General features: G+C 71.6%; 20 protein-coding genes and 4 pseudogenes. 17 read left to right on the top strand and 7 right to left on the bottom strand.

Features of this window, described 5'->3' with window-relative positions; all coding sequences use genetic code 11:
* Window positions 1-80: 80 nt before the first annotated feature.
* From LNW71_RS36740 to LNW71_RS00840, 9 genes and pseudogenes are all read left to right on the top strand, one after another.
* Complete coding sequence (locus LNW71_RS36740) at window positions 81-191, top strand: putative leader peptide (protein WP_365397098.1); 111 nt, start codon at window positions 81-83, stop codon at window positions 189-191.
* A gap of 142 nt (window positions 192-333) precedes the next feature.
* Window positions 334-1,338, top strand: coding sequence for an ABC transporter substrate-binding protein (locus tag LNW71_RS00875; protein ID WP_250966450.1), 1,005 nt, complete (start codon window positions 334-336; stop codon window positions 1,336-1,338).
* A 20-nt stretch (window positions 1,339-1,358) separates the two neighbouring features.
* Entirely contained in the window at window positions 1,359-2,381 is a 1,023-nt protein-coding gene (locus LNW71_RS00870) for an NrtA/SsuA/CpmA family ABC transporter substrate-binding protein (protein ID WP_250966449.1), read from the top strand.
* Window positions 2,378-3,211, top strand: a complete 834-nt coding sequence (locus LNW71_RS00865; RefSeq protein WP_250966448.1) for an ABC transporter permease — start codon at window positions 2,378-2,380, stop codon at window positions 3,209-3,211. Before LNW71_RS00870 ends, LNW71_RS00865 begins: the two co-directional genes overlap by 4 nt.
* A 118-nt stretch (window positions 3,212-3,329) precedes the next feature.
* Window positions 3,330-3,967, top strand: a pseudogene (locus LNW71_RS00860) (ABC transporter ATP-binding protein).
* Entirely contained in the window at window positions 3,968-4,855 is an 888-nt protein-coding gene (locus tag LNW71_RS00855) for an ABC transporter substrate-binding protein (protein WP_250966447.1), read from the top strand. It abuts the pseudogene before it with no gap.
* Window positions 4,856-4,859: 4 nt separating this feature from the next.
* Window positions 4,860-5,932, top strand: a pseudogene (locus LNW71_RS00850) (LLM class flavin-dependent oxidoreductase).
* A gap of 130 nt (window positions 5,933-6,062) precedes the next feature.
* Complete coding sequence (locus tag LNW71_RS00845; protein WP_250966446.1) at window positions 6,063-6,863, top strand: VOC family protein; 801 nt, start codon at window positions 6,063-6,065, stop codon at window positions 6,861-6,863.
* A gap of 77 nt (window positions 6,864-6,940) precedes the next feature.
* Complete coding sequence (locus LNW71_RS00840) at window positions 6,941-7,195, top strand: WhiB family transcriptional regulator (RefSeq protein WP_250966445.1); 255 nt, start codon at window positions 6,941-6,943, stop codon at window positions 7,193-7,195.
* A 9-nt stretch (window positions 7,196-7,204) separates the two neighbouring features.
* Here LNW71_RS00840 and LNW71_RS00835 read toward each other — a convergent pair.
* The 4 genes and pseudogenes from LNW71_RS00835 to LNW71_RS00820 form a co-directional block, all read right to left on the bottom strand.
* A pseudogene (locus LNW71_RS00835) lies at window positions 7,205-8,115 on the bottom strand (chitosanase).
* Window positions 8,116-8,237: 122 nt separating this feature from the next.
* Complete coding sequence (locus LNW71_RS00830; protein WP_250966444.1) at window positions 8,238-9,212, bottom strand: acyl-ACP desaturase; 975 nt, start codon at window positions 9,210-9,212, stop codon at window positions 8,238-8,240.
* 236 nt (window positions 9,213-9,448) lie between these two features.
* Complete coding sequence (locus LNW71_RS00825) at window positions 9,449-11,080, bottom strand: ABC-F family ATP-binding cassette domain-containing protein (protein ID WP_250966443.1); 1,632 nt, start codon at window positions 11,078-11,080, stop codon at window positions 9,449-9,451.
* Window positions 11,081-11,412: 332 nt separating this feature from the next.
* Window positions 11,413-11,828 (bottom strand): annotated as a pseudogene (locus LNW71_RS00820) (SsgA family sporulation/cell division regulator).
* Between the two features lie 183 nt (window positions 11,829-12,011).
* Here LNW71_RS00820 and LNW71_RS00815 point away from each other — a divergent pair.
* Window positions 12,012-13,115, top strand: coding sequence for an oxidoreductase (locus tag LNW71_RS00815; protein WP_250966442.1), 1,104 nt, complete (start codon window positions 12,012-12,014; stop codon window positions 13,113-13,115).
* A gap of 10 nt (window positions 13,116-13,125) precedes the next feature.
* Here LNW71_RS00815 and LNW71_RS00810 read toward each other — a convergent pair whose 3' ends face one another.
* The gene (locus tag LNW71_RS00810) at window positions 13,126-13,419 is read right to left on the bottom strand and encodes a YciI family protein (RefSeq protein WP_250966441.1); all 294 of its coding nucleotides are present in this window, start codon (window positions 13,417-13,419) and stop codon (window positions 13,126-13,128) included.
* 56 nt (window positions 13,420-13,475) lie between these two features.
* On the opposite strand from LNW71_RS00810, the gene LNW71_RS00805 reads away from it, so the two are divergent.
* Window positions 13,476-14,153, top strand: a complete 678-nt coding sequence (locus LNW71_RS00805) for an endonuclease V (protein WP_250966440.1) — start codon at window positions 13,476-13,478, stop codon at window positions 14,151-14,153.
* Between the two features lie 87 nt (window positions 14,154-14,240).
* Window positions 14,241-14,384, top strand: a complete 144-nt coding sequence (gene mmpA, locus LNW71_RS00800) for a morphogenic membrane protein MmpA (RefSeq protein ID WP_250966439.1) — start codon at window positions 14,241-14,243, stop codon at window positions 14,382-14,384.
* Window positions 14,385-14,391: 7 nt separating this feature from the next.
* Here the strand turns inward: mmpA and LNW71_RS00795 are convergent, their stop codons facing one another.
* Window positions 14,392-15,582 (bottom strand): trans-acting enoyl reductase family protein, encoded by a 1,191-nt coding sequence (locus LNW71_RS00795; protein ID WP_250966438.1) that lies wholly within the window; start codon window positions 15,580-15,582, stop codon window positions 14,392-14,394.
* 290 nt (window positions 15,583-15,872) lie between these two features.
* Here LNW71_RS00795 and LNW71_RS00790 point away from each other — a divergent pair, with 290 nt between their 5' ends.
* From LNW71_RS00790 to LNW71_RS00775, 4 genes are all read left to right on the top strand, one after another.
* Window positions 15,873-17,033, top strand: coding sequence for a CaiB/BaiF CoA-transferase family protein (locus LNW71_RS00790; RefSeq protein ID WP_250966437.1), 1,161 nt, complete (start codon window positions 15,873-15,875; stop codon window positions 17,031-17,033).
* Window positions 17,033-18,175 (top strand): acyl-CoA dehydrogenase family protein, encoded by a 1,143-nt coding sequence (locus LNW71_RS00785; RefSeq protein WP_250966436.1) that lies wholly within the window; start codon window positions 17,033-17,035, stop codon window positions 18,173-18,175. The genes LNW71_RS00790 and LNW71_RS00785 overlap by 1 nt, the downstream gene beginning before the upstream one ends.
* A gap of 64 nt (window positions 18,176-18,239) precedes the next feature.
* A complete protein-coding gene (locus LNW71_RS00780) occupies window positions 18,240-19,454 on the top strand; it encodes an acetyl-CoA C-acetyltransferase (RefSeq protein WP_250966435.1) in 1,215 nt (404 codons plus the stop codon).
* Between the two features lie 29 nt (window positions 19,455-19,483).
* Window positions 19,484-21,691 (top strand): 3-hydroxyacyl-CoA dehydrogenase NAD-binding domain-containing protein, encoded by a 2,208-nt coding sequence (locus tag LNW71_RS00775; RefSeq protein ID WP_250966434.1) that lies wholly within the window; start codon window positions 19,484-19,486, stop codon window positions 21,689-21,691.
* Window positions 21,692-21,751: 60 nt separating this feature from the next.
* Here LNW71_RS00775 and LNW71_RS00770 read toward each other — a convergent pair whose 3' ends face one another.
* Window positions 21,752-22,483, bottom strand: coding sequence for a MerR family transcriptional regulator (locus LNW71_RS00770; protein ID WP_250966433.1), 732 nt, complete (start codon window positions 22,481-22,483; stop codon window positions 21,752-21,754).
* 169 nt (window positions 22,484-22,652) lie between these two features.
* Here LNW71_RS00770 and LNW71_RS00765 point away from each other — a divergent pair, with 169 nt between their 5' ends.
* Window positions 22,653-24,482, top strand: coding sequence for an AMP-dependent synthetase/ligase (locus tag LNW71_RS00765; RefSeq protein WP_250966432.1), 1,830 nt, complete (start codon window positions 22,653-22,655; stop codon window positions 24,480-24,482).
* Window positions 24,483-24,488: the final 6 nt, after the last annotated feature.

Below are 24,488 nucleotides of genomic sequence, written 5' to 3'. Positions count from 1 at the left end.
ATGGGAAGCGAGTTGTGGGCGGCCCCGGTCCGTGGCAGGCTGCAGCCCGTCACCACCGACGAGCTGAAGGGAGCAGTGCCATGGCCGGCCGCCGAATCGCGACCCCCGACCGCACCGCTCCGGTCCTGCTCGCCCTCACGCTGCGCCGTCACATCGACCTGGCCCGCGTGTCCAGCGCCGCCTGTCGCTGACCTTCCCGCTCTTCCCACACCCTTTCCCCGCCCGCCGCGTCGCTCCGACGCGGCACGGGCCCTTGCCGTACGCGCTGCCCGGAACCGGGACGTACGTGCCACGCCGCCACCCCCTGCTCCGCCGATCCTCGGGAAGACCCCCATGACGCATGCCGTCCTGCCCCGGACGCTCTGGTTCACCCGCTGTCCCGTACCCACCGCCACCGGCATCGCCGCCGACCGGCAGTGGCTCTCCGAGGAGTTCGCCGCCGACGGCATCACCGTGCGCTCCCTCCAGGAGGCCGCCCCGGACGCCGACCGTGCCGCGCACTACACCCACGCCCTGACCGGGCTCTTCCGGGAGGGCGGCAACGTCCCGGCCCTGTGGGCCCGTTCACGCGGTGAACGCACCCGGCTGGTCGGCCTCACCTGGATCGAGGAACGGCAGACCGTACTGGTCGCGCCCGGTTCCGGGATCCGCGGCGCCGACGCCCTGCGCGGACTGCGGCTGGCCGTACCGAAGCACGACATCGCCATCGACTTCTGGCGGGCCATGGCGCTGCGCGGCTTCGAGGGGGCGCTCGCCTCCGCCGGCCTCGCGCTCGACGACGCCGCGCTCGTCGACGTGCCCGCCACCGGGCACCAGGGCCAGTGGGCGGCCGAACTGGCCGCGCTGCGCCGCGGCGAGGTCGATGCCGTGTACGTCAAGGGCGCGCTCGCGGTGGAGGCGGCACGCCGGGCCGGCGCCGAGGTGGCCGTCGAACTCGACGACCTGCCCGACCGCCGGTTCCGCGTCAACAACGGCACCCCGCGTCCCATCACCGTCCATCAGCAGCTCCTCGACGACCACCCCGGACTCGTCGACCGCTTCCTCGCCGTGCTGCTGAGGGCCGCCGACTGGGCCGCCGGGCAGCCCGCCGAGGTCGACCGCATCCTCGGCGCGGAGACCGGGGCGGGCGCCGACGGTGTCGCCGGGGCCTACCGGCCCGGCACCCATCTGACCCTCCACCCCGACCTGTCCGCCGAACGCCTCGCCCTGCTCGCCGCACAGGAGTCCGGGCTGCGCGCCCACGGGTTCCTGCCCGAGCCCGTCGACGTGGCGGCCTGGGCCGACCCGGAGCCCCTGCGCCGCGCGGCCGCACTGACCCGCCGAACCCCCGCCCCCTGAGCCCGGAGGAACCCCTCATCATGAATCTCCCCCGACCACTGCGCACCACGCTCGTTCCGGCACTCCTGACGGCCACCGCGCTCGTCGCCCTCACCGCCTGCGGCACGTCCGGGAGCGAGAGCGCCGGTCAGGTCTCCGGCAGCCGGTCCACGGTGTCCGTCCGCATCCCCGACCCGGGCAACTCGGGTGTGCTCGCCCTCGGCAAGAAGGACGGCAGCCTCGCGGCGGCCCTGTCCGCGGTGGGCGCCAAGGTGCAGTGGACCGGCAGCGCCGGCCCCTTCGCCCCGGCCGCCCAGGCGATGAACGCCGGTCAGCTGGACATCGCCACGGGCTCCATCACCTCCGGCATCACCTCACTCGCCCAGCGCCCCGGCTTCAAGTTCTTCACCGCCGTGGCCCCGGACGCCGCGGGGGAGGGCATCCTGGTCAGGAACGGCTCGGGAATCGGGTCGGTGGCGGATCTGGTCGGCAAGAAGGTCGCCGTCAACCAGGGCGGCACGGGCGAGTACCTGCTGCTGAAGGCCCTCGCCAAGGCCGGCATCCCGGCGGACAAGGTCACCCGGGTCTACCTGCGGCCCGACCAGACCGCGGCGGTCTTCAACGCCGGCAAGGTAGACGCCTGGGCGGTCTGGGCCACCTACGCGGTCGCCGAGATCGGCAGCGGCAAGGCGCACTTCGTCGCCGACGGGGCGGCGATCGGCTCCGACAACTACAGCCTCAACGCCGTGCGGACGGACTTCGCCGAGCAGCACCCGAAGGTCGTGAAGGCCCTCTACCAGTACCTCCACGAGGCGAGCGCCAAGGAGAAGCGGAACCCGGCCGCGTACCTCAATGTCTTCACGGACGTCGGCCCGACCGCCGTCACCGGAAAGGCCGAGCAGGTCCAGACGGAGTTCACCGCCAAGGGCGGCACGGTCGAGCCCATCGGCCCGCGGGACATCGCGCGCTTCAAGGACGTCGCCGCCTTCTACGCCGAGCAGAAGGTCACCAGGACCGAGGTCGATGTCGCCGCGCACCTGCTCGATGTCGGGAAACTGACATGAGCGACACCGCGGCGCCGCCCACCGGGCTCGTCCGGCCCCGTCCCCAGCTGCGCAAGGCCCGCAGCCGCGGCTACGCGCTCGCCGTCCGCACCATCGGGCCGGTGGCCCTGCTGGCCCTGTGGTGGGTGGCCTCGGCGACCGGACTCCTCACCCCGGATGTGCTGGCATCCCCCGGCGAAGTGCTGCGGGCAGTAGGGGAACTGTGGGGCAACGGCCAGCTGCCTGACGCCCTGACCACCTCCCTCACCCGCTCCGGCCTCGGCCTCCTGATCGGGCTCGCCGCCGGGCTGACGCTCGGTATCACCACCGGCTTCACCCGGCTCGGCGACGAACTCCTGGACTCCTCGCTCCAGACGCTGCGCACCGTTCCCTTCCTCTCCCTGGTGCCGTTGTTCATGGTCTGGTTCGGGATCAACGAGACGGCGAAGATCCTGCTCATCGCCGTCGCCACCACGTTCCCGATGTACGTCTCGACGTCGAGCGGGGTGCGCAACACCGACCCGAAGCTCGTCGAGGCCATGCGGAGCTTCGGCATGGGGCGCCTCGCCCTGGTGCGCGAGGTCGTCCTGCCCGGGGCGCTGCCGTCCCTGCTCGCCGGGCTGCGGCTCTCCATGACACTCAGCGTCATCGCGCTGATCGCCGCGGAGGAGATCAACGCCACCGCGGGCATCGGCTATCTGATGTCGCAGGCACAGAGCTACGCCCGCACCGACATCCTCGCCGTCTGCATCCTCGTCTACGGACTCCTCGGCCTGAGTGCCGACATCGTCGTGCGGCTGCTGGAACGCGTGCTGATGCCGTGGCGCACCCCCCAGGGAGCCGCCCGATGACCACCACCGAGCCGACCGCCGGTCCCGCCGTACGGGTACGGGGCCTGCGCCGCGTCTTCGGCGACCGGGCCGTCCTCGACGGACTGCGACTCGACATCGCCCGGGGGAGTTCGTCGCCCTGCTGGGCGCGAGCGGCAGCGGGAAGACGACGCTGCTCAGGATTCTCGGCGCCCTCGACGGAGCCGACGGGGGAGAGGTGCTCGTCCCCGGGCCCGCACCGTCGTCTTCCAGGAGCCCCGCCTCGTACCGTCGAAGAAGGTCCTCGCCAATGTGACGGTCGCGCTGCCGCGCAGCCGCTCCGCGCACGGGCTCCGGGCCCTGGCCGAGGTCGGACTGGAGAGTCACGCCGAGGCCTGGCCGGCCACTCTCTCCGGCGGCGAGGCGCAGCGCGTCGCACTGGCCCGCGCCCTGGTCCGGGAGCCCGAACTCCTGCTGCTCGACGAGCCGTTCGCCGCGCTCGACGCCCTGACCCGGCTGAAGATGCAGGACCTGGTCGGCGAGCTGTGCCGCCGGCACCGGCCGGCCGTTCTGCTGGTCACCCACGATGTCGACGAGGCGGTGCGACTTGCCGACCGGGTCGCCGTGCTGCGCGAGGGCCGGCTCGTCACCGACGAGACCGTCGACGTCGACCGGCCCCGCGACCCCGGTGATCCCGCGTTCGCCGCCCTGCGCCGCCGCCTGCTCGACGACCTCGGGGTCGCGACCGCCCCGAAGCCCACCCCGTCCCACGACCGTGCCGAAGCCGGAGTGATCTGAATGACCCTGACCATCGGTGTCCACAGCAGCAATCCGTCCCTCTACCACCTGTACCACCTCTCCCGCCTGGGCTTCGCCCAGGAGGAGCTGGCCCCGCTGGGCGAGAGCGTCGTCTTCCACCCGTACACCAACGGCGTCCGCACCGGTGAACTCCTGACCCAGGGCGTCATCGACTTCGGCGGCACCGGGTCGACGCCGCCGATCACCGCCCAGGCCGCCGGTCACGACATCGTCTACACCGCCGTCTCCGCCCCGCGCCCCGAACACGGCGCGCTCCTGGTCCCCGAGGACAGCCCCGTGCGCACGGTCGCCGACCTCAAGGGCTCGACCGTGCACCTCGCCATCGGCTCCTGGCAGACCCATCTGATCGCCAAGGCCCTCGACGACGCCGGACTCTCCTACGCCGACGACATCACAGCCGTCCGCAGCACCGACGACAGCGAACAGCTGGTACGCACCGGGGAGATCGCCGCCTGGGTCGCCCAGGGCGACCGGCTGGCCGCGGCCCGGCGCACCGGCGGACTGCGGACCCTGATCCGCACCGGCGACGTCATCAGCGACCGCTCCGTCTTCTTCGCCCGCCGCGAGCTGGCGGAATCACGGCCCGAGGTCATCGAGGCACTCACCCGGGCCCTGCAGCGCGCCGACGACTGGGCGGCGGCGCATCCTCGGCAGGCCGCCGAGATCGCCGCGGCCGACCTGGGCGGATCGGCCGACGACTGGGAGACCGCGCTCGAATCCCTGCCCTGGACGATCGAACCGGTCACCGACGCGTTCATCGCCGAGCAGCAGGAGGCCGCGGACATCTTCCTGCGCACCGGCTTCATCGACCGGCCGGTCACCGTCGGCCACGCCCGCGCCCGTACGGCCGCGGAAAAGGCGGTATGACGACATGGCGACCGAAGTCCTCTGGTACATCATCCCGCGCGAGGGCGCCTATCCCTGGGAGCCGGCGGGCCGGCGCCCGGTCGATCTCGGCTACCTCGCCCAGCTGGCCGGAACGGTCGAACGCCTCGGCTACAGCGGCGCGCTGCTGGCCACCGACCTGTACGACGTGTGGCCGCTCGGCAGCGCACTCGCCGCCTCCACCAGCACCCGGTTCAAACCACTGCTCGCCGTCCACCCGGGGCTCATCCCGCCGACCCTGCTGGCCAAGATGGCGCTCAGCTTCGACACCCTTTTCGGAGGGCGGCTGCGCTTCAACGTGGTCAACGGCTCGACCAAGACGCTGCAGGAGTACGGCCTCCATGTGGAGCACGACGAACGGTACGAGCTGAGCGCGGAGTACTGGTCGATCGTGAAGCGGCTGACGGCCGGCGAGGTGTTCGACCACAAGGGCCGCTTCTACGACCTGAAGAACGCCGGTGCCTCCTTCCGGGAGCTGAAGCCGGTCCAGGACTCGCACATCCCGCTCTGGTTCGGAGGCTCGTCCGACCCCGGCATCGAGATGGCGGCCGAGCACGTCGATGTCTTCCTGACCTGGGGCGAGCCCCGCACCTGCTGGCGGAGAAGCTGGCGAAGGTCCGGGCGAGGGCCGCCGCGTACGGCCGCACGCTCAGGATCGGGCTGCGGCTGCACCTCATCGTCAGGGACACCGAGGACGAGGCCTGGGCCGCGGCCGACCGGCTGCTCGACGTCACGAGCGACGCGACGTACGCCCGTCAGCTCGGCGACCGGGCGGGCGAGGACGGGGTGGGCTGGCAGCGGCAGTTCCGCCAGCACGGCGGGAAGGTCCCCGCGCGCGCCCGCGAGCTGGAGGTGCACCCGAACATGTGGCCGGGCATGAGCCTCTTCCGCCCGGGCCCCGGCACGGCCGTGGTGGGATCGACCGCCCAGGTCGTCGAGCGGCTGAAGGAGTTCGAGGAGCTGGGCGTGGACACCTTCATCCTCTCCGGCAACCCCCTGCTGGAGGAGGCCTACCGGGTGGCCGAGACGGTGCTGCCGGCGCTGGGCGTCACCCGCTGAACGGGGGATCCGTCCGTCGGCGGCGCGGGCACCGCGCCGCCGACGGACTGCGGTTGTCGGTGCCCGGTGCAAGACTCGGAGGGGCGGAGAACCCATGCGTCCGGGACCGGGACGACCGAAGGAGCGCACCATGCTCACCACCCGTTTTGTCGACGGAGCCCCCAACTGGATGGACCTCGGTACACCGGACCTCGACGGGGCCACGGCCTTCTACACCGCTCTCTTCGGCTGGGAGTACGAGCCCGGCGGCCCCGAGACGGGCGGCTACGGGATGTTCACGCTGGACGGCAGGACGGTCGGCGGCGCGATGACGGTCGCCGAGGAGCAGTCCAAGCCCTCCTGGTCGGTGTACTTCCAGACGGCGGACGCCGACGCCACCGCACAGCTCGTGCGGGAGTCCGGCGGGGCGGCGGCGTTCGCCCCGATGGACGTGCTGGAGTTCGGCCGGATGGGCGGGTTCACCGACCGGGCCGGGGCGTACTTCGGCGTCTGGCAGCCGAAGCTGATTCCGGGACTCGGCGTCGTCGGTGACACCGGCAGCCTGTGCTGGGCGGAGCTCTGCACGCCGGACGTGCCGGCCGCCGCCGCGTTCTACCACGCCGTCTTCGGCTGGGAGAGCGCACAGGTCCCCTACCCGGACGGCGGCGGCTCGTACACACTGATCCGGACCTCGGGCGGCGGCGAGGAGGCCGGCTTCGGCGGCCTGGTCCCGCTCGAAGCCGTGCCCGTACGGGCCGTCGTGGGGCCGCACTGGCTGCCGTACATCGAGGTCGACGACTGCGACGCCGCGGTGGCGGAGGCCGAGCGGCTGGGCGGCAGGCTGACGCGGGAACCGCTGGAGGTGCGGGGCGTGGGCACGTTCGCCGACGTCACCGATCCGTACGGTGCGGCGTTCGCCGTGATCAAGAGCGCGCCGACGCCGGCCGGCTGATCCGGCGCCGGCGCCATCGGCCCGGGATTGATGCCTCGTTGATCAGTCGTTTATCGCGGCAGGGCACTGTGTGCCGCATGCAGATCAACACCATGACCGACCCCGCTCTCGCCTGGCAGGAGACAGCGCTCTGCGCGCAAGCGGGACCCGAGTTCTTCTTCCCGGCCCCCGGCAGCTCCACCCGGGAGGCCAAACAGCTCTGCAACGCCTGCGAAGGGCGGCTGGCCTGCCTGGAGTACGCCCTCGACAACGACGAACGCTTCGGTGTCTGGGGCGGGCTCTCCGAGAAGGAGCGGGACCGGCTGCGCAGAGTCGGGCGCGAGCAGGGCTGAAGCCCGGGGTCAGGACGGGACGCGGAACGTCTCGCCGTACATCTTCCAGGTCAGCGGCGGCTTGAGCCCCAGGTTGTCGTCGTACAGGAACTCCCGCTGCGCCGTGTCTATGCGGGAGGTGTCCTGCTGGTTCTTCTTCGACTTCATCACGGCGCGCGCGGCGTCCAGGAAGGCGTCCAGATACGCCTTCTCGTCCCCGCCCTCGTCGACGGTGTCCGCCTCGGCCAGCGCCGCCTTCCGGATGCCGTAGAAGGCGTCCGCGTCCGTCCCGGTCCCTTGCAGCACCATCGCGTCGAAGTAGATGAACTGACCCAGGGTGCCGAGCCCGTCCAGCTTGGCCAGCCGTACCGCCGGCTCGAAGTACTGCTCGTCCCTGACCCGGTCCTGGGCGGCGCGGAACGCCGGGTCAGTGGCCGACTTCTTCCACGCGGCCGTGAAGCCGGGGTCGAGGCCCTGGTGCGAGCCGGAGCCGTCGACCTTGCGCAGGGCCGGGACGAAAGGCGTCAGCGGACTGTCGGGGTGGTCCTTGGTAAACGCCTCGACGAACGTCAGCATGTCGTGCGTACCGGAACAGAAACCGACGATCCCCGCCGTGTAGCCGGTGCCGTCGCCGTTGTCGTCGATCGCGGCGTACTGGCTGCGCCAGTCCAGCGTCGAACCCTCCGAGCTGGCCAGCAGCTTCCAGGCGATCTCGCGCATCTTCGGCGCGGCCAGTCCGGCCGGCATGCCGTCGACGCGTGCGTCCAGCTGCCGCCGCCCTCGTCGTCCGCGGCGGCGTACGGGTCGGGCCCGACGGACGCGTCGGCCGGATCCGCCGCCGCCGGGGGACTCTTGGGCGCCTCGGACTCGTCACCGCCGCTGTTGAAGAGGATGGAGGCGGCGATCGCTATCGGCGCACCGAAGAGAGCAAGACGGGTCACAGGCTTCACCGGCCCAGCGTACGGTTCACGCGCCCGCCGGCAGGGGCCACCCCACCAGGACGTGACGGTGCGGGGCGGGCCGCACGGGCGCGCTCCGCCCGGCAGCCGGGTGGCGCGGACCGTCAGGCCTCGGCGCGGGCCGCCAACCGGGCCTTGCGCGCGGCCAGCTTCGCGTCGAACTTCGAGGCCTCGCTGTCCAGCCCGTTCATGTACAGACCCAGCTCCTCCTGCGCCTGGAGGCCCTCCGGGCCCAGACCGTCGATGTCCAGCACCTTCAGGTAGCGAAGCACCGGCTGGATGACGTCGTCGTGGTGGATCCGCATGTTGTAGATCTCGCCGATCGCCATCTGCGCGGCGGCCCGCTCGAAGCCGGGCATGCCGTGGCCGGGCATCCGGAAGTTCACGACGACGTCGCGCACGGACTGCATGGTCAGGTCCGGGGCGAGCTCGAAGGCCGCGCCGAGGAGGTTGCGGTAGAAGACCATGTGCAGGTTCTCGTCGGTCGCGATCCGCGCCAGCATCCGGTCGCAGACCGGGTCGCCCGACTGGTGGCCGGTGTTCCGGTGCGACACCCGGGTCGCCAGCTCCTGGAAGGCCACGTAGGCCACGGAGTGCAGCATCGAGTGGCGGTTGTCGGACTCGAAGCCCTCCGCCATGTGCGTCATCCGGAACTGCTCCAGCTTGTCCGGGTCCACGGCACGCGAGGTGAGCAGGTAGTCACGCATCACGATGCCGTGGCGGCCCTCCTCGGCCGTCCAGCGGTGCACCCAGGTGCCCCAGGCGCCGTCGCGGCCGAAGAGCGAGGCGATCTCGTGGTGGTAGCTGGGGAGGTTGTCCTCGGTCAGCAGGTTCACGACCAGGGCGATCTTGCCGATGTCGGTGACCTTGGACTGCTCGGACTCCCAGGCCTGGCCGTCCTCGAAGATGCCGGGGAAGTTCCGGCCGTCGGAGAACGGCACGTACTCGTGGGGCATCCAGTCCTTGGCGACCTTGAGATGGCGGTTGAGCTCCTTCTCCACCACCTCTTCCAGCGCGTACAGCAGTTGCGCGTCAGTCCACGCCTGTGAACTGCCGAGGTGGGGAGAGGTGATAGTCACGGGGGGCTCCTGGGGACGGGAGAATTACCTACGGCTTCGTAGGTTACGAGACCGTAGGTTAAAGCGGCAGTAAGGCCGACGCCAAGCCCGTCCCGGCGAAGGTAGGTCACGTTACGTCATCTGTCCAGGTCAGTGGCGTGTGCGGAGGGTCAGGTAAGCGCGGGAAGCGGCTTCAGGAAGAGGAAATGGCCGGGCCCGGCCCGAGGCCCTGCCAGGCCCTTTCCCGCTCCTGCCCCTCACATCCCCGCCCGCACCTCCTCGGCCGTGGTGTCCCGCAGCTCGCCGTCCAGCAGCAGCCAGCGCGTGACCCCTAGGGACTCCAGGAACGGCACGTCGTGGCTCGCCACGATGAGTGCTCCCTCGTACGCGTCCAGTGCCGCGGTGAGCCGGCGCACGCTCGCCATGTCCAGGTTGTTCGTCGGCTCGTCCAGCATCAGCAGCCGGGGCGCCGGCTCGGCCAGCAGCAGCGCGGCCAGGGTCGCGCGGAACCGCTCCCCGCCCGACAGGGTCGCCGCGAGCCTGTCCGCCCGTGCCCCCTTGAACAGGAAGCGTGCCAGCCTCGCCCTGATCCCGTTGTCCGTGGCCTCCGGTGCGAACCGTGCCACGTTCTCCACCACGCTCAGCCCGTCGTCGAGCACGTCCAGCCGCTGCGGCAGGAACCGCGTCGGGAGCTGCACGGTCGCCTCGCCGGACACCGGTGCCAGCTCACCGACGAGCGTCCGCAGCAAGGTGGTCTTGCCGGCCCCGTTGCGTCCCACCAGAGCGATGCGCTCCGGACCCCGCACCTCGAGCGAGCCCTGGACCCGTGCCCCGTAGGCCAGTTCCAGATCCCGCAGGACCAGCACGCCGCTGCCCGGATGGACCTTGGTGTGCGGCAGCTCGATCCGGATCTCGTCGTCGTCCCGCACCGCCTCGACCGCGTCGTCCAGGCGCTCCTTCGCCTCCGCCAGCCGGTCGGCGTGCATGATGCGGTGCTTGCCGGCCGACTCCTGGGCGGCGCGCTTGCGGGCGCCCATGACGATCTTCGGTTCGCGCTTGCTCTCCTGCATCTTCTGCCCGTAACGCTTGCGCCGGGCCAGCTTGACCTGCGCGTCGGCGAGTTCGCGCTTCTGCCGGTGCACATCGGCCTCCGCGACCCGCACCATGCGCTCGGCGGCATCCTGCTCCACGGCGAGCGCCTCCTCGTACGCGGAGAGGTTCCCGCCGTACCAGGTGACCGCGGAGTCCCGCAGGTCGGCGATCTGGTCGACGCGCTCCAGGAGCTCCCGGTCGTGGCTGACGACCACCAGGACTCCGCTCCACGCGTCGACCGCGGAGTACAGGCGTTCACGCGCGTACAGATCCAGGTTGTTCGTCGGCTCGTCGAGCAGCAGCACCTCCGGCCGGGCCAGCAGCAGCGCGGCCAGCCGCAGCAGCACGCACTCCCCGCCGGACATCTCACCGATCGTGCGGTCGAGCCCGACGTGTCCGAGACCGAGCTGGTCGAGCGTGGCGCGAGCCCGCTCCTCCACGTCCCAGTCGTCACCGACGGCCGCGAACCGGTCCTCGCCGACGTCGCCCGCCTCGATGGCGTGCAGCGCCGCACGGGTCGCGGCGATGCCCAGGGCCGCGTCGACCCGCAGACCGGTGTCCAGGACCAGATTCTGCGGCAGGTAGCCGACCTCGCCGGCGATCCTGATGTGGCCCTCGGTAGGGGTGAGTTCACCGGCGATCAGCCGTAGCAGGGTCGACTTGCCGGCGCCGTTGACACCGATGAGGCCCGTCCTGCCGGGCCCCACGGTGAGCTGGAAGTCGTCGAGCACCTCGCTGCCGTCGGGCCAGGCGAAGGAGAGCGACGAGCAGGTGATGTGGGCGAGAGGGGATGACATGAGGAATCTCCCGGTTGCGAGGAAGGTCAGGGGCAACGGGATGAGACACCGGTCACTGGCGTTCCACGGAAGGATTCCGGTTACGGAAGAGGAAGGCCCTGGTCACGGAGGACGGCTCGAAGAGCTGAGGTCACACTCGGGCACACGGACGTGTAAAGAACACGAGACGGTGCGACACGGTGTCTCAAGACCTCAGACGAGCAACGTCCTGCTCCGATCGGCGACGACAAGGACAACGCAAACGGTACGCAGGGCCCGGGGCGGGGCAACCCAATTAACGGGCCCCGGTCCGGGCGGGCCGGCCCCGCAGGGACGGGGGCAGCAAGGACGGGTCAGCAGGCGTCACCGAGCAGGTCCGCCAGGCTCGCGTCCAGATCCAGGAACCGGTGCTCGGCGCCGACGGGGACCAGATGCTGCGCCCGCCGAAGGAAACGGCGCAGGTCGGCCGTGCGGACGTGCACCATCGCGACCCCTCGGCGGCGTGGAACTCAAGGACCGTACGGTCGTACCCGAAGGGCCTGATCCGTACGTCACCCACGCCCGCCGGAGTCTCCATCCCCGCCGTGAGCAGCTCGCGGGAGAACTCCCAGGACACCTCGGTGCCCTCCAGCGTCGCGGGTGCGGGGAACGCCATGCGGACGGCGAAGGGGTCGGTGCGGTCGTACTGCAGCACGGCGGGAAGTGTTTCCATCTGCGGCGCGGATGCGACCATGCGGGCCTGAACGGACTGTTCGATAACGGTGGACACGACCTGCTCCCTCTCGCGACCGGATGAACGGTTCCCGGCATTCATGGAGACGACGGAATTCACCGTTCCGTGCACCCGGGTACCGAGTGAGCTGCGTCACCGCACCCCGCTGGCTGATCACCTGCCCGCTCACAGGCGGTGCACCCTGGACGCGGCGCAGTCCGTCGGTTAGCTTCCAGCGCCATGAGGGCCAAGGGGAAGACGCGACGACTGATGTCACTGGGCCTGTGCGGGGCGGCGCTGGCCGCCGCTCTGGCCGCACCGGCAGCTCACGCAACACCCGGGGAGCGGCACCGGCCCCCTCACGGTCCGGTCCGGACGCCTACCGCCACCGGAACCGATGCCCGCTTCCGCGGCCTGGCTGCGGTGAACAGCCGCACGGCCTGGCTCGCGGGCACGAAGGGCACGGTGCTGCGCACCGCTGACGGCGGCCGGCACTGGCGCGACGTCTCCCCGCCCGGGGCGGACGTGGCGGAGCTGGAGTTCCGCGACATCGAGGCCTTCGACGCCCGGCGGGCCGTGGTGCTGGCCATCGGCGAAGGGGAGGCGTCCCGGGTGCTGCGCACCGACGACGGGGGAGCGACCTGGACCGAGTCCTTCCGCAACAGCGACGCCCGCGCCTTCTACGACTGCCTCACCTTCTTCGACAGCCGGCACGGGCTGGCCATGAGCGATCCCGTGGACGGGCGGTTCCGCATCCTGTCCACCACGGACGGCGGCCGCAGCTGGCGGGTACTCCCCGACAAGGGCATGCCCGCCGCACAGGACGGCGAGGCGGGGTTCGCGGCCAGTGGGCAGTGCCTGGTGAGCTCGGGCCCCAGGGACGTCTGGCTGGCCACCGGCGGCGCGGCCACCGCCCGCGTCCTGCACTCGGGCGACCGCGGACTCACCTGGAAGGCCGCTGAATCGACCGTCCCGGCAGGCGACCCGGCCCGCGGGGTCTTCGGCCTGGCCTTCCGCGACCGCACCCACGGCATCGCGGTCGGCGGCGACTACCGCCCCGACCAGCAGTCGCCCCTCGCCTCCGCCGTCACGGACAACGGCGGCCGCAGCTGGCGGCAGTCGGCCGCCGCTCCCGCCGCCTACCGCTCGGGCGTCGCCTGGCTGCCGCACAGCCGGTCGGCCGCGGTGGCGGTCGGCCCGGCAGGCACGGACCTCAGCACGGACGGCGGCCGCACCTGGCGCACGGTCGACACCGGTTCCTACGACACGGTCGACTGCACCGCGGACGGGAGCTGCTGGGCAGCGGGCGAGCAGGGGCGTGCGGCGAGGCTCAGCGGATTGTGACCGAAGCGGGTCACGGCTGCTGACGGTACGGGGCGAGCGCCTGCGACGTCTTCGTGGCGATGAACTCCGTGATCCGGTAGGCACAGACGCCGTTCACGACGAAGGGGTCGGTCGCCGCGAGCCGCTCGATCGCGGCCCGGTCGTCGCCGACCGCGAGAACGACCCCGCCGTCGCGCGGGTTCTTGCGGCCGGAGGCGATGAACACCTCTGCCGCGTACTGCGCGTCGAGCCAGCTGACGTGCTCCTTCATCAGCGCGTCGACGCGGTCCAGCGGGGCGGTGTAGGACAGCTCAAGTACGAACATGATCGCCAGGCTACGGGACGGGGTCCGCGGCCGGACGATCTACGCTGGTCGCCACCATGACAACACTTCAGATGCCTTCCGACGAGGCCGGGGCCCGCGCGGTCCAGGACGCCCTGCGCGCCCGGGTGGTGCTCGGTGAACCGGGACCGCCGCCGGGCACCGGCCGGGTCACCGGGGTGGACGTCGCCTACGACGACGCGCGCGATGTCGTCGTGGCTGCGGCCGTCGTGCTCGACGCGGCCACGCTCGACGTGGTGGCCGAGGCCACCGCCGCCGGCCGGGTCACCTTCCCGTACGTCCCGGGGCTGCTGGCGTTCCGTGAGATCCCCACCGTGCTGGCCGCGCTGGAGGCCCTGCCGGTCGACCCCGGGCTCGTCGTCTGCGACGGATACGGGCGGGCGCACCCGCGCCGCTTCGGGCTCGCCAGCCACCTGGGCGTGCTGACCGGCCTTCCGGTCATCGGCGTCGCGAAGAACCCGTTCACCTTCTCGTACGAACAGCCGGGCCCGCGTCGCGGCGACTGCTCGCCGCTGCTCGACGGCGACGAGGAGGTGGGCCGGGCACTGCGCACCCAGGACGGCACCAAACCGGTGTTCGTCTCCGTCGGCCACCGCACCGGCCTCGACAACGCCTGTGCGCACACGCTGTTGCTGGCCCGCGACTTCCGCCAGCCCGAGACCACCCGGCGGGCCGACGCACTCTGCCGGCGGGCGCTGCGCGAGGCGACCGCCTGAGGGCCGGCGGGAGGGGGCACGGACGTGCGGCCGTCTGAGTATCCGTACGGATGGCGTCAGACGATCATGAGCGGGCAGTCTGGACACATGAACGCATCTCGTACGTCCGCCCGAACCGCACCCCTCCACCCTGCTCAGCGCCGTGTGGCGGTGGGCATGCTGCTCGGGGGTGCGGTGGCGTCCGTCTGGGCCGGAGCGATGCTCTACACCCTGACCTCATGGATCCTCTGACACCGCGCTAGCGCACCGATGCCACCCGGAAGCCCAGTCCGGCCGCCCGCAGCCGTTCCCCCAGCGCGTCGCCCATCGCGACGGCCGTGGTGACCTGCCCCGACACCGTCGGCAGCTCGTCCAGCGCCAGGCACAGCGCGGACTCCGCGAGCATCTTCGCCGTCTCGTCGTAGCCCGGATCGCCGCCCGATACCTCGGTGAACACCCGGCGGCCGCCGCCCTCGCCCACGAACCGGACCGTGAACCAGCTGCGCCGCCTGCGCTCCGCGTCCGGGCCCGAGCCCGGCTCGTACCGGTCCATCAGCCAGGCCCGTGCGGCCGGCACCTGCGCGACACCCAGCAGGGCACCCATCGCCGCCGTACCGCCCAGGGCCACCGGCAGGTGCTTGACCGAGGCGTAGTGCCGGTAGCGGAAGTCGGGGCCGTAGCGGGGCAGCGCGCGGGCCGAGCGCTCCACGATCTGGGCGTCGAGCGTGGGCAGCGGAAGCGCCCAGGTGCCGGTCTCCGTGCTGAAGCGGGGCGCGCCGAGCGGGGCGCGGGCGCGGCGGCCGACCAGACGCGGCTCGTGCAGCCGGCGCTCCTTCGCGGCGCGCAGCATCTGCGGGCCGCGGCCCATCGCGGTGAGCGCGGAGGCGAAGGTGCCGCCGGAGAAGGCGGCGTTGCTGCGGACGAATCCGTCGATGCGCAGCGGCACGTCCTCGGGCAGTTGCTGGACCGTGAAGTACACACCGAGGTCGTGCGGTACGGAGTCGAAGCCGCAGGCGTGCACGATCCGGGCGCCCGTCTCACGCGCCCTGGCGTCGTGCTCCAGGTACATCCGGTCGGCGAACTCCGGCTCGCCGGAGAGGTCCGCGTAGTCCGTCCCCGCCTCGGCACAGGCGGCGACGAGCTGCTCTCCGTACCAGACGTACGGGCCGACCGTCGTGGCCACCACATGAGTGGATTCGGCCAGTTCGCGCAGCGATCCGGCGTCGTCCGCGTCGGCGTGCAGCAGGGGGAGGTCCGCGCAGCGTGGATCCAGGGCCGTCAGACGGTGTCGCAGTTGCTCCAGTTTGGCGCGGTTGCGGCCGGCCAGGGCCCAACGGCAGCCGTCCGGTGCATGGGAGGCCAGGTATTCGGCGGTCAGGACGCCCACGAACCCCGTGGCGCCGAAGAGGACTACGTCATAGGGGCGTTGTGCCCCGTTCTGCCTGTTCACGAGTGCCTCCGCAGGGGCCGGCGCCGATGTAGCAGGCAGAGGGTAGCGGAGCCGGACGTGGCGGTGTGCAGCCGGGAGGGCTTCGTGGGGGAGGATCGGCCGAAAAGAACTAAGCGCTTGCTCGCCCCAAGGGGTTGTGCGGAGCGCGGTGGGTTCTTAGCATCATCGGTGTTACATCGGTTGTGTCATACCGCTGGGAGTCCACGCTGAGCGTCGGCGACTGACGACAACGCCACGAGGCGCGGCGCCAGGGCACGCGAGCCCGGCACGATCCGAACGAGAGGCCCTGGATGGCAACGACAGGCAACGGCGCGCACGGCCCGCGGGGCCCGCTCGCCGGGGTGCGCGTGGTCGAACTGGCGGGCATCGGCCCCGGCCCGTTCGCCGCGATGCTCCTGGCCGATCTGGGCGCCGACGTGGTGCGGGTCGACCGGCCCGGCGGCGCCGGGCTCGGCATCGATCCGGCCCATGACCTCACCAACCGCAACAAGCGCTCGGTGCTCGTCGACCTCAAGGCCGAGCACGGCCCGGAGACGGTTCTCGGCCTGGCCGAGCGGGCGGACATCCTGATCGAGGGCTACCGGCCCGGCGTCGCCGAGCGCCTCGGGGTCGGCCCCGCCGCCTGCCTGGACCGCAATCCGCGGCTCGTCTACGGGCGGATGACCGGCTGGGGCCAGGACGGGCCGCTCGCCGACCGGGCCGGGCACGACATCTCCTACATCGCCCTCACCGGCACCCTGTCCATGATCGGGAAGCCGGGCGAGCCGCCCACCGTCCCGGCCAACCTGCTCGGCGACTACGCGGGCGGCTCGCTCTACCTCGTCGTCGGCGTCCTCGCCGCCCTCCAGCACGCCCGTACCCCCGGCGGCACCGGCCAGGTCGTCGACGCGGCGATCGTCGACGGCGCGGCCCACCTCGCGACGATGATCCACGGAATGCTGGCGGCCGGCAGCTGGCAGGACCGGCGCGGCTCCAACCTCCTCGACGGCGGCTGCCCGTTCTACGGCTCGTACGAGACCGCGGACGGCGAGTACATGGCGGTCGGCCCGCTGGAGAAGCGGTTCTACGACGAGTTCACCGAGCTGCTCGGCCTCGGGGCGACGGCACCCGACCGGGGCGACCCCTCCCGCTGGGAGGAGCTGCGCGCGGTCGTCGCCGCCCGGTTCCGCACCCGTACCCGTAGCGAGTGGACCGAGGTCTTCGCCGGTTCGGACGCGTGTGTGGCGCCCGTCCTCTCGCTCCGCGAGGCACCGCACCACCCGCACCTCGCCGCCCGCGCCACCTTCGTCGAACACAGCGGACTCACCCAGCCCGCGCCCGCACCCCGGTTCTCGGCCACGCCCGCATCGGTGCACAGCGGCCCGGCCCGGCCGGGCGCCGACACCGAGGCCGTCGCCGCCGACTGGGACGTACCGGGCCTGCGGACCATCCGGAAGGACACCACCGACTGATGCAGCGGCAGATCTTCACCGAAGAGCACGACGCGTTCCGCGGGGCGGTGCGCACCTTCCTGGCCAAGGAAGTCATCCCGCACTACGAGCAGTGGGAGAAGGACGGCATCGTCTCGCGCGAGGCCTGGCTCGCGGCGGGCCGGCAGGGACTGCTCGGCCTCGCGGTGCCCGAGGAGTACGGCGGCGGCGGCAACGCCGACTTCCGCTACAGCGCCGTACTGGCGGAGGAGTTCACCCGGGCGGGCGCCCCCGGTCTCGCGCTCGGGCTGCACAACGACATCATCGGCCCCTACCTCACGGGTCTCGGTACCGAGGAGCAGAAGCGGCGCTGGCTGCCCGGCTTCTGCAGCGGCGAGATCATCACCGCCATCGCGATGACCGAACCCGGCGCCGGTTCCGACCTCCAGGGCATCCGCACCACCGCCGAGGACAAGGGTGACCACTGGCTGCTCAACGGCTCCAAGACGTTCATCTCCAACGGCATCCTCGCCGACCTGGTGGTCGTCGTGGCGAAGACCACGCCGGACGGCGGCGCGAAGGGACTCTCCCTCCTCGTCGTCGAGCGCGGGGCCGAGGGCTTCGAGCGGGGCCGCAACCTCGACAAGATCGGCCAGAAGTCCCAGGACACCGCCGAACTGTTCTTCAACGACGTCCGCGTCCCCAAGGAGAACCTCCTCGGCGAGCTCGACGGCGCCTTCATCCACCTGATGACCAACCTGGCCCAGGAGCGGATGGGCATCGCCGTCGCCGGCATCGCCGCCGCCGAGTACCTGCTGGAGATCACCACCGAGTACGTGAAGGAGCGCGAGGCCTTCGGGCGGCCGCTCTCCAAGCTCCAGCACATCCGTTTCGAGATCGCCGAGATGGCCACGGAGTGCGCCGTCACCCGGTCCTTCCTCGACCGGTGCATCGTCGACCACTCGCAGGGGACGCTCGACGCCGTCCACGCCTCCATGGCGAAGTGGTGGGCCACCGAACTGCAGAAGCGTGTCGCCGACCGCTGCCTCCAACTGCACGGCGGCTACGGCTACATGACGGAGTACCGGGTGGCCAGGGCGTTCACCGACGGCCGCATCCAGACCATCTACGGCGGAACGACCGAGATCATGAAGGAGATCATCGGACGCTCCCTGCTCGCCTGAACCCGTCCCGATCCCTGCCGAGCCACCACCTCCGCTGCGTCACCTCCCCCGAAAGGCAGCTGTCTTGAGTACCGAAGCGTTCGTCTACGACGCGATCCGCACCCCGCGCGGCCGCGGCAAGTCCAACGGCGCCCTGCACGGCACCAAGCCGATCGACCTCGTCGTCGGCCTGATCCACGAGATCCGCAGCCGCTTCCCGGGCCTGGACCCGGCGGCCATCGACGACATCGTCCTCGGCGTCGTCAGCCCGCTCGGCGACCAGGGCTCCGACATCGCCCGCATCGCGGCGATCGCGGCGGGCCTGCCCGACACCGTCGCGGGAGTCCAGGAGAACCGCTTCTGTGCCTCGGGCCTGGAGGCCGTCAACCTCGCGGCCGCCAAGGTCCGTTCCGGCTGGGAGGACCTCATCCTCGCGGGCGGCGTCGAGTCGATGTCCCGGGTCCCGATGGGCTCCGACGGCGGCGCCTGGGCGATGGACCCGATGACCAGTTACGAGACGGGCTTCGCACCGCAGGGCATCGGCGCCGACCTCATCGCGACCGTCGAGGGCTTCACGCGCCGCGACGTCGACGAGTTCGCCGCGCTGTCGCAGGAGCGGGCCGCCGAGGCGTGGAAGGGCAACCGCTTCGCCCGGTCCGTCGTCCCGGTCAAGGACCGCAACGGCCTGGTCGTCCTGGACCACGACGAGCACATGCGGCCCGGCACCACGGCCGACTCCCTCGCCGCGCTCAAGCCGTCGTTCGCCGCGATCGGCGAGATGGGCGGCTTCGACGCGGTGGCGCTGCAGAAGTACCACTGGGTGGAGAAGATCGACCACGTCCACCACGCGGGCAACTCCTCCGGCATCGTCGACGGAGCCGCCCTGGTGGCGATCGGCTCGAAGGAGATCGGGGAGCGCTACGGCCTCACCCCGCGCGCCCGGATCGTCTCCGCCGCCGTCTCCGGCTCCGAGCCCACCATCATGCTCACCGGGCCGGCACCCGCCACCCGCAAGGCGCTCGCCAAGGCCGGGCTCACCATCGACGACATCGACCTCGTCGAGATCAACGAGGCCTTCGCCGGTGTCGTCCTGCGCTTCGCCAGGGACATGGGGCTCTCCCTCGACAAGATCAACGTCAACGGCGGCGCCATCGCGCTCGGCCACCCGCTCGGTGCCACCGGCGCGATGATCCTCGGCACGCTCATCGACGAGCTGGAACGCCAGGACAAGCGGTACGGGCTCGCCACCCTCTGCGTCGGCGGCGGCATGGGTGTCGCCACCGTCATCGAGCGTCTCTGACCGTCCCCCTGCTAACGGAGAAGACAGCAATGACCGAGAGCACGACCATCCGCTGGGAACAGGACGGGACCGGCGTCGTCACCCTCGTACTCGACGACCCCAACCAGTCCGCCAACACGATGAACCAGGCCTTCAAGGACTCCATCGCGGCCGTCGCCGACCGCGCCGAGGCCGAGAAGGACTCCATCCGCGGCATCATCTACACCTCCGCCAAGAAGACGTTCTTCGCGGGCGGCGACCTCAAGGACATGATCAAGGTCGGCCCCGAGAACGCCCAGGCCGCCTTCGACACCGGCACCGCTATCAAGAGGTCGCTGCGCCGCATCGAGACCCTCGGCAAGCCGGTCGTGGCCGCCATCAACGGCGCCGCCCTCGGCGGGGGTTACGAGATCGCGCTCGCCTCCCACCACCGCGTCGCCCTCGACGCACCCGGCTCCCGGATCGGCCTGCCCGAGGTCACCCTCGGCCTGCTGCCCGCGGGCGGCGGCGTCACCCGCACCGTACGTCTCATGGGCATCGCCGACGCACTGCTGAAGGTGCTGCTCCAGGGCACCCAGTACACCCCGCGGCGCGCCCTGGAGAACGGCCTGGTCCACGAGGTCGCCGCCACCCCCGAGGAGATGCTCGACAAGGCCCGCGCCTTCATCGACGCCAACCCGGAATCGCAGCAGCCCTGGGACGTCAAGGGCTACCGGATCCCCGGCGGCACCCCGTCGAACCCGAAGTTCGCCGCCAACCTGCCGGCCTTCCCGGCCAACCTGAAGAAGCAGCTCGCCGGCGCGCCCATGCCCGCGCCGCGCAACATCCTTGCCGCGGCCGTCGAGGGCTCGCAGGTCGACTTCGACACCGCGCTGACCATCGAGGCCCGCTACTTCACCGAGCTGGTCACCGGCCAGGTCTCGAAGAACATGATCCAGGCCTTCTTCTTCGACCTGCAGGCCGTCAACTCCGGCGCCAGCCGCCCCAAGGGCATCGAGGAGCGCCAGGTCCGCAAGGTCGCCGTCCTCGGCGCCGGGATGATGGGCGCGGGCATCGCCTACTCCTGTGCCCGGGCCGGCATCGACGTCGTCCTCAAGGACGTCACCACGGAGGCCGCCGCCAAGGGCAAGGCGTACAGCGAGAAGCTGCTGGACAAGGCGCTCTCCCGGGGCCGTACGACCGAGGCGAAGCGCGACGAGCTGCTGGCCCGCATCACCCCGACCGGCGACCCGGCCGACCTCGCGGGCTGCGACGCCGTCATCGAGGCGGTCTTCGAGGACACCGCGCTCAAGCACAAGGTGTTCCAGGAGATCCAGGACATCATCGAGCCCGACGCGCTGCTCTGCTCCAACACCTCCACGCTGCCCATCACGGTGCTGGCCGAAGGGGTCTCGCGTCCCGTCGACTTCATCGGGCTGCACTTCTTCTCGCCCGTCGACAAGATGCCGCTCGTCGAGATCATCAAGGGTGAGAAGACCGGCGACGAGGCCCTGGCCCGCGCCTTCGACCTGGTCCGCCGGATCAAGAAGACGCCGATCGTCGTCAACGACTCGCGCGGCTTCTTCACCTCGCGCGTCATCGGCCAGTTCATCAACGAGGGCGTCGCCATGGTCGGCGAGGGCGTCGAGCCCGCGTCGGTCGAGCAGGCCGCCGCCCAGGCCGGCTACCCGGCCAAGGTGCTCTCCCTGATGGACGAGCTGACGCTCACCCTGCCCCGGAAGATCCGCAACGAGACCAGGCGGGCCGTCGAGGAGGCGGGCGGCACCTGGGCCGCCCACCCGTCGGACTCGGTCATCGACCGCATGGTCGACGAGTTCGGGCGCACGGGACGCAGCGGCGGCGCGGGCTTCTACGACTACGACGAGAACGGCAAGCGCACCCGCCTCTGGCCCGGCCTGCGCGAGCACTTCGGGCATTCAGGCGGTCGTGCCCCGGGCGGGCACGGCACGGAGCCGGACACGGGCATCTCCTTCACCGACATGAAGGAGCGGATGCTCTTCTCCGAGGCCCTGGACAGCGTCCGCTGCCTGGAGGAGAACGTCCTGATCACCGTCGCCGACGCCAACATCGGCTCCATCATGGGCATCGGCTTCCCGCCGTGGACCGGCGGCGTCCTGCAGTACATCAACGGGTACGAGGGCGGCCTGCCCGGCTTCGTGGCCCGCGCCCGGGAGCTCGCCGAGCGCTACGGCGACCGCTTCCTGCCGCCCGCGCTGCTGGTGGCCAAGGCGGAGAAGGGCGAGACCTTCCACGACTGACGCCGCCGCCGCGGGCGCTGCCCACCGCCGCCCGGCGGTGGGCAGCGCCCGCGGCACTGCTCACTCGGCGGTGAACGCGGCCCGCAGCTCCTCCTTGAGCGACCGCTGGAAGGCGGTCACCAGGGCCTGCACCGCCAGCGGCTGCATGTGGGCGGACAGCGACTTCATCGCCTTGATGTGTTCCGGGTCCGACTCGCGCTCCCGGTAGGGGTGCCACACCTCGTCCCGGAACAGCCGGCTCAGCTCGTGCGCGGCCGAGCGGGTGTGCTCCAGCAGGACCGTCCGGGCGGCCAGGATCGTCTCGTGCGCGATCGGCACGTCGAGCAGCTCCACACCGAGCCGCAGCAGCCCCGTGTCCACCCGGTAGCAGCCGTCGCCCGGATCGGCCCGCTCCAGCACCCCCATCGCGGCCAGGCGGTCGATGTCCTGCTCGGTCAGCGCCCGCCCCGCGCGGCGCTCCAGCTCCGCCCGGGTGGCGTCCTCCGCCGAGTCCGGAGCCCAGGTGGCCACCAGCGCCCGGTGGATCGCGAGGTCGTGCGCGCTCAGATCGGGCGGCAGCTGCTCCAGATACCGCTCGATCGCGGCGAGCGTCATGCCCTGGTGCTGCAGCTCCTCGATCAGTGCGAGCCGGGAGAGGTGGTCGTGCCCGTAGTGCCCCACCCGACGCGGCCCGATCACCGGCGGCGGCAGCAGCCCCCGGGTGCTGTAGAAGCGCACCGTGCGCACGGTCACCCCGGCGCGCGCCGCCAGCTCGTCGACGGTGAGCGTCGGCTCCTCGGTCCCGGTCGCCATATCTGCTCCTCGTGTCCGACCCTGTGGGTGAACTGCTGGCCGTGTGCACCAATCAGGTTCAACAGTATTGCTGTCTCACCACTGTTGTGAAAGTCTCCGGCAGCATCGAAGCGCAGTCCATCCCAGGTACGGGCCCGCGTGGTCCTGCCGAAGGCGACAGGAGGCGGCCGTGACCACGATCCTGCGACTCCCCGCGGACCCCGATCAGCTCACCCTTCCCGCGCTGCTCCTGCGCAACGCCGAGGACCACGGCACACGCCCGGCCCTCTCCTGGCGGGCGGACGGCGACGGGGAGCGCTGGACGACCCTCACCTGGAGCGAGGTCCGGCGCAAGGCCGCGGTGCTGGCCGCCGGCTACGCGGCGCTCGGCGTCGAGCGCGGCGAACAGGTTCTCATGATGATGGGCAACCGCCCCGAACACTGGCTCACCGACCTCGCCCTCACCCACCTCGGTGCCGTCCCCGTCACCGTGTACGGCACCGCGGCCCCCGGACAGATCGCGCACATCGCCGGGCACAGCCGCGCCCGGTTCGCCGTGCTCGAAGGCGGCCGCGAACGGGACCGCTGGGAGCCGCTGCTCGACGACCCCACAGTTCGCCTGGAACGGCTGGTCGTCGTGGAGGCGGCCGAGGCCGGACCGCACCGCACCTACGGCTCGCTCCACGCCACCGGCACCCGGCTGCACCGCCCCGACGCCTTCGAGAAGGGCTGGCGCGAATCGCGCGCCGAGGACCCGCTCACCGTCGTCTACACCTCCGGCACCACCGGCGACCCGAAGGCCGTCCCGATCACCCACCGGGCCGTCGTCCGCAACGCCGTGGCCCTCGACCGGGTCGTCGAACTCCCCGCTCACGTCGAGCACATCTGCTACCTGCCCCTCGCCCACATCGCGGAGCGGATGCTCGGCATCTACCTCTCGGTCTTCCGTGCCTCGCACGTCCACCTCTGCCCCGACCCCTCAGCCGTCGCGGCCACCGCACGCTCCCTGCACCCGGCGCAGTTCTTCGGCGTGCCCAGGGTCTGGGAGAAGTTCGCGGCGGCGTTACGGGCGGCCCTGGCCGCGTTGCCGCAGGAGCAGCGCGACGGGATCGAGGCGGCGGGGGAGACGGCACGCGCGCACGTCGCCTTCCGGGAACGCGGCGAGGCGCCGCCGGCGGAGCTCGACGCGGCGTTCCGCGAGGTCAGGGCGACTGTCCTGGAACCGGTGCTCGCCCTGGCCGGGTTCGACCGGCTGGTGTGGACGGCGAGCGCGTCCGCGCCGATGCCGCTCGACGTGGTCCGCTTCTGGGCCGGCTTCGGGATTGTGATCATGGATGCCTGGGGGCTGACGGAGACGATCGGTGTCTGCACCGCGAACAGCCCCTCCGGCTTCCGTCTCGGCTCGGTGGGACGGCCCCTGGAGGGCGTGGAGCTGCGGATCGCGGACGACGGGGAGATCCTGGTCCGCGGCGAGACGGTCTTCTCCGGCTATCTGCGCGCCGACGGCACGGTGCAGGACGTCCTGGACGGCGACGGCTGGTTCCCGACCGGGGACATCGGCCGGATCGACGAGGACGGGTACCTATGGCTCACCGACCGCAAGAAGGAAATGATCGTCACCTCGACCGGCAAGAACGTCTCCCCGGCACTCGTCGAGAACACCCTCAAGGAACACCCGCTGATCGGCCAGGCCCTGGTCCACGGCGACGGCCGCTCCTACCTGGTCGCGCTGCTGGTCCTCGACCCCGAACTGGCACCGGTCTGGGCCGCCGCCCGCGGCATCGAATCCGACCCGTACGCCCTCGCCGACCATCCCGCCGTGCGGGCGGAGGTGGCCCGGGCGGTCGAGGCGGCCAACGCCCGGCTCAACCGGACCGAGCAGATCAAGCGCTACCGGCTGCTCAGGGAGGAATGGGGCCCGGAGACCGGCGAGCTGACCCCCTCTCTGAAGCTGCGCCGCCGGGCGATCAGGGACAGGTACGGCGACGCCATCGACGCGCTGTACGACGCGGAGAACTGACAGGCG

It is taken from the genome of Streptomyces sp. RKAG290 (assembly GCF_023701695.1).
Classification (GTDB): Bacteria; Actinomycetota; Actinomycetes; order Streptomycetales; family Streptomycetaceae; genus Streptomyces.
The sequence above is the reverse complement of the archived record's forward strand: the minus strand, read 5'-3'. Positions and strand labels throughout refer to the sequence as shown.